This window comes from Duganella margarita, from assembly GCF_009857535.1.
Classification (GTDB): domain Bacteria; phylum Pseudomonadota; class Gammaproteobacteria; order Burkholderiales; family Burkholderiaceae_D; genus Rugamonas; species Rugamonas margarita.
This window is the reverse complement of sequence record NZ_WWCS01000052.1, coordinates 1-4763: the sequence shown is the minus strand read 5'-3', so window position 1 is coordinate 4763 and position 4763 is coordinate 1. Positions and strand designations below refer to the sequence as shown.

Here is a 4763-nt window from a genome sequence, read left to right as displayed (position 1 = left end):
TTCCCAGAGCCTTGAGCTCTTTGAAGGGTCGTTCGAGACCAGGACGTTGATAGGTCAGGTGTGGAAGTGCAGTAATGCATTAAGCTAACTGATACTAATTGCCCGTACGGCTTGTCCCTATAACCTTAGCAGGTTATAGAATAAGATGTACGTTGAGCGTTCGTTGATATACAACTTCATTACCTAAAACAATTACTGCATAAACGATATAAATCGTTTATAATACTGTCTTCCAGATTTCAGGTGGCGCGGATTTAATCGCGACATCAGTACAAGTTAAAGCTTGATGACCATAGTAAGTCGGTCCCACCCCTTCCCATCCCGAACAGGACCGTGAAACGACTCTACGCCGATGATAGTGCTGCAACCAGTGTGAAAGTAGGTTATCGTCAAGCTAGTTATACAGAAAAAGCCCGCTCAGCAACCTGTGCGGGCTTTTTTATATCCATGAGGTTATAAAAAAGGTATCATTGGCGTCTATTTAAGCTGAGGACGCATGATGAAAACCTGGATTCCAATGGCCTCCCTGGCCCTGCTACTGGCGGCATGCGGTGGCTCAGACACAAGCTCCACTACTCCCCCCCAAGCGAAAACCATGGGTTTGCGCGCTGCTCAAGGCGCCGTACACACGCTTGCTGATTACACGCCAGTGATCCAACGCTTGTATCTGGGATTCTTTGGGCGTCCGGCCGATGCTGGCGGACTGCCGTTCTGGCAGAAGCAGTTCAGCGACGCCAATCTGCCGCTGACCACCGCCGAGCTCAGCCAGAAGTATGCCGGCAACGCCGACATTCGCCGCATCGTCGATGCGTTTGCCACTAGCCAGGAGGCGCAGGAACTCAACGCCGGCAGCAACGCCGTCTTTGTCAATTCGGTATACCTGAATGTCTTCAATCGCCAGGCGGAACTGGATGGTCTTAGTTTCTGGACCGGATTCCTCGACCGTAAAGAGCTGACCAGGTCCCAGGTGCTGTTGTGGATTGCCGGTAGTGCACAAGGAACGGATGTGGCAGTGGCCGCCAACAAGCTGGCCGCAGCCACTTACTTTACCGCCGCACTGGACCTGCCGCAGGAAGGGGCGGCCTACAGCGGCGCCAATGCCAATCTGTCGACGCGCGCCTTGCTGGCGGCGATAGACGGCGGCACCGACATGGTGGCTTTCAACAAGCAGATCGACGACTTCATCGCCGCGCTGATTACCCCGAACCAGCAGACCTCCGTAAAACGTTATAGCGGCTATCGCTATCTGCAGGACATGGTTAATACGCCCGCCTATTCGGCGTATTACAGCTACGCCGGCGGTGGCGTGGTCTCCCCCGCCACCGCAGGCACCGTCACCTACGGGGTACTGCCGCTGACGGTGAACTGGTCGCGCAACGCGACCACTCGCGAACTGGTCTACGCGGCGCCGGTGGTGGCCAGCGTCGGCCTGCCGGCGGCGGCGACCTGGCCGGAAGTGACGATGCTCTGCACCTCTGAAGTGACGCCGGATGGCAGTAGCAACAAATCCACCGATGTGCTGGTGGCGCTGTCGGCCACGCAATTGACGGACGCCGCCCAACTGGCGGGGCAGACGCTGAGCGTGTACCGCGAAAATTGTGTGACCGGCGGCAGCCGCGTGACCAGCTTCAGCTTTGACGCCAGCGGCAACGGCAGTTTTCCGACCAGCGCCGGCCTGCTGACGCTCAACGCCGCGGCGGTGACCAGTGTCCTTAATGGCCAGCAACTGCCGGATGCCTCGACTGGCAAGTGGCTGACCTTTACCGCCTACCGCTACACGCGCAGCGACAACAGCACCGGCTACATGGTGCTGCAGCACCTGGGCGATAAAACCACCGGTCTGACGAACGGCGCGCTGGCGACCTGGTCCCAGGAATAAGCTGTTATCTGAGCGGCGCCGACATCGGCAAAGTCAGCGTGAAGCGGGTACCGCCGCCCAGTTCACTATGGACGTCAATGCGGCCGCCGAGAATCTCGGTGACGATGTTGTGCACGATGTTGAGCCCGAGTCCGGAGCCGCCGACCCCCATCTTGGTAGTAAAAAAGGGATCAAAAATGCGCGGCAACGCTTCATGCGCGATGCCGGCGCCATGGTCTTCCACGCTCAACGTTACCCAGCCTTGCGCCGACAGCCGGGCGCTTACCGCAATCAGCCCGTCGCTGCGCCCTTCATAGCCGTGCAGGATGGCGTTGTTGATCAGATTGGTCACCACCTGGCCCAGCGGCCCCGGATAACTCTCCATCATCAACTCGGCCGGAATATATTGCTCGATGACGAAGGGCGTGCGCTTGATGGTCGGCTGCAGCGTCAGCACATTGCCGGCAATGACTTCCGCCAGCAGGAAGCTGCGCCGCTGCGAGCTGGTCTGGTCCACCGCCACCTGCTTGAAGTTGGTGACGATGTCGGCCGCGCGATGCAGGTTGCGGCTGAGGATGTCGACCGACAGCCGTGCGTTGCCGATGTAATGCTCGAACTCCTTGCGCGTGATGCCGCCCTCGCCGGTCAGGTGGCGATGGATTTCGTCGGTCTGCATTTCAAAAGTGGTGGAAGCCATCAGGCTGTTGCCGATCGGCGTATTCAGTTCGTGCGCGATGCCGGCCACCAGCGCGCCCAGGCCGGCCAGCTTCTCGTTGCGCACCAGGTCTTCGCGCGCCCGCGCCAGTGTGGCGATCATGTCTTGCAATTCGCGGTTGGCGCGCCGCAGCGCCAGGTGGGTATTGATGCGGGCCAGCACTTCCTCGATCTGGAAGGGCTTGGTGATGTAGTCGACGCCGCCGGCGTCGAAGCCGGTGACTTTCTGTTTGGGATCGGTAAGGCCGGTCATGAAGATCACCGGCACATCCTTGGTGCGCTTGCCGGCCTTGAGGCGCCGGCAGGTTTCAAAGCCGTCGATGTCGGGCATGACCACATCGAGCAGGATCAGGTCCGGCTCGGCAAACTCGGCGCGCATCAGGCCTTCGGCGGCGGTTTGCGCCAGCACGATCAGGAAGCCGTGCTGTTCCAGCCGGTCCAGCAGCGCGGCCAGGTAGGACGGCGAGTCGTCGACGATGAGTATCGTCGGCATCGGCACAACGGGGACCTCGCTCTGGTTCATCGCGCACCCTGAGTGATTCACGGTGCGGTCAGTATATAACGGGCGTTAGAACAAGCCGAGGCCTTTCAGCATCACCACCAGGATCAGCAGTGGCGAGACATAGCGCAGCAGGAAGAACACCATGCTGGCGATGGCGCCGTTGCCGAGCGCGCCGTGGTTGGAGAGCGCTTGCAGGAAGTTGTCCTTGCCCCACACCCAGCCGACAAACAAGGCTAGCAAAATGCCACCCAGCGGCAGCAGTACATTGGACGAGGCGAAGTCGAACAGATCGAACATATTCATGCCGAACAGCTTGAAGTTGGCCAGCGTGCTGTTGGTCAGCGCGCAGCTGGAGCCGAGCACCACCAGGATGGCGATGGTCAGCACGGTGGCCTTGGTGCGGCTCATGCCGAAGCGCTCGTGCAGCACCACCACCGGCACTTCCATCATCGACAGCATGGCGCCGGTCGCCGCGACGGACGCCAGCGCAAAGAAGGCAATCATCAGCAGCTGGCCGCCGGGAATTTGCGAAAACACCGCAGGAATCGTGATGAACACCAGCGACGGTCCGGCCGACGGCTCAAAGCCGAAACTGAACACCGCCGGGAAGATGGCGACGCCGGCCAGCATGGAGACGAACAGGTCGGCAATCATCACGCGGAACGTGGTCGCGGGAATGTTCTGGTCGTCGCGGAAGTAGGAGCCGTAGGTCATCATCGTGCCCATGCCCAGCGACAGCTTGAAGAAGGCCAGTCCCATCGCAGTCAGCACCACGCCGGAGGTGATCTTGCTGAAGTCGGGGCGGAACAGGAAGGTCAGACCCTCGGCCACCTTGGGCAAGCTCAGGCTGACCGCACACAGTAGCAGCAACAACAGGAACAGCACCGGCATCAGTTTCTTGGTGATGCCTTCAATGCCTTTGGTCACGCCCATCAGCAGGATGCCGCCGATGAACACCAGCACGCCCCATTGCCACAGCAGCGATTGCACCGGATCGCTGATCAGCGCACCGAAGGCGCTTTCGGTCACATGACGATCGCTGCTAAGAATGCTGCCGCCGATCGCTTTGAACACATAGGCAAACACCCACGCCACCACTTCCGAATAGAAGGACAGGATCAGGAAGGCGGCCAGCACGCCGGAAGCGCCGATCAGCCACCAGGGCAGGCTGTTCTTCGGCGCCAGGCGCTGCAGCGTAGTAATCGGATTGGCCTTGGCGGCGCGGCCCATGGAGATTTCCGCAATCATGACGGGCAGGCCGATCAACAAAGTGGCCAGCAGATAAATCAGCAGGAAACCGGCGCCGCCATTGGCGCCGGTGAGGGACGGGAACTTCCAGATATTACCGAGACCGACTGCGGAGCCCAGTGTTGCGGCCAATACGCCGAAGCTGGAGCTGAAGCCGCTGCGGCCTGTCATCTTATTATTCATAGCATTTTGCCGAGGTTTTTTGAGGACGCGATTGTATCAGTTGAAAAAAGAGGGTTGACGGAATGAATGCCGTACAGCATAATCTCATCTCTTCGCTGCTGAACACAACGATTCAGCGGCAAGCAGTAAAAGATCTTTAAAAATTTACAGTCGATAAATGTGGGCGTTTGATGCTGCAACAAAAAGCATTAAATGCTCAACAAAGAAATATTCAGTAGAAATACTGTCAGTATTTTTGAGAAGAGCGAACCAGTGACC

3 protein-coding genes and 2 rRNA genes are annotated in these 4763 nt (G+C 58.8%); 3 read left to right on the top strand and 2 right to left on the bottom strand.

The features are described 5' to 3' along the window. From GTP55_RS29005 to GTP55_RS28995, 3 genes are all read left to right on the top strand, one after another. Window positions 1-119 (top strand): 23S ribosomal RNA (locus GTP55_RS29005); the annotation flags it as partial. Between the two features lie 163 nt (window positions 120-282). Then, a 5S ribosomal RNA gene (rrf, locus tag GTP55_RS29000) occupies window positions 283-395 on the top strand. A gap of 200 nt (window positions 396-595) precedes the next feature. Further along, window positions 596-1879, top strand: coding sequence for a DUF4214 domain-containing protein (locus GTP55_RS28995; protein ID WP_161048233.1), 1284 nt, complete (start codon window positions 596-598; stop codon window positions 1877-1879). Window positions 1880-1883: 4 nt separating this feature from the next. Here the strand turns inward: GTP55_RS28995 and GTP55_RS28990 are convergent, their stop codons facing one another. Together GTP55_RS28990 and GTP55_RS28985 are read right to left on the bottom strand one after the other, a co-directional pair. Continuing rightward, entirely contained in the window at window positions 1884-3095 is a 1212-nt protein-coding gene (locus tag GTP55_RS28990; protein WP_161048232.1) for a sensor histidine kinase, read from the bottom strand. Window positions 3096-3140: 45 nt separating this feature from the next. Beyond that, window positions 3141-4505, bottom strand: a complete 1365-nt coding sequence (locus tag GTP55_RS28985; RefSeq protein WP_161048231.1) for a sodium-dependent transporter — start codon at window positions 4503-4505, stop codon at window positions 3141-3143. Between the last annotated feature and the right edge of the window lie 258 nt (window positions 4506-4763).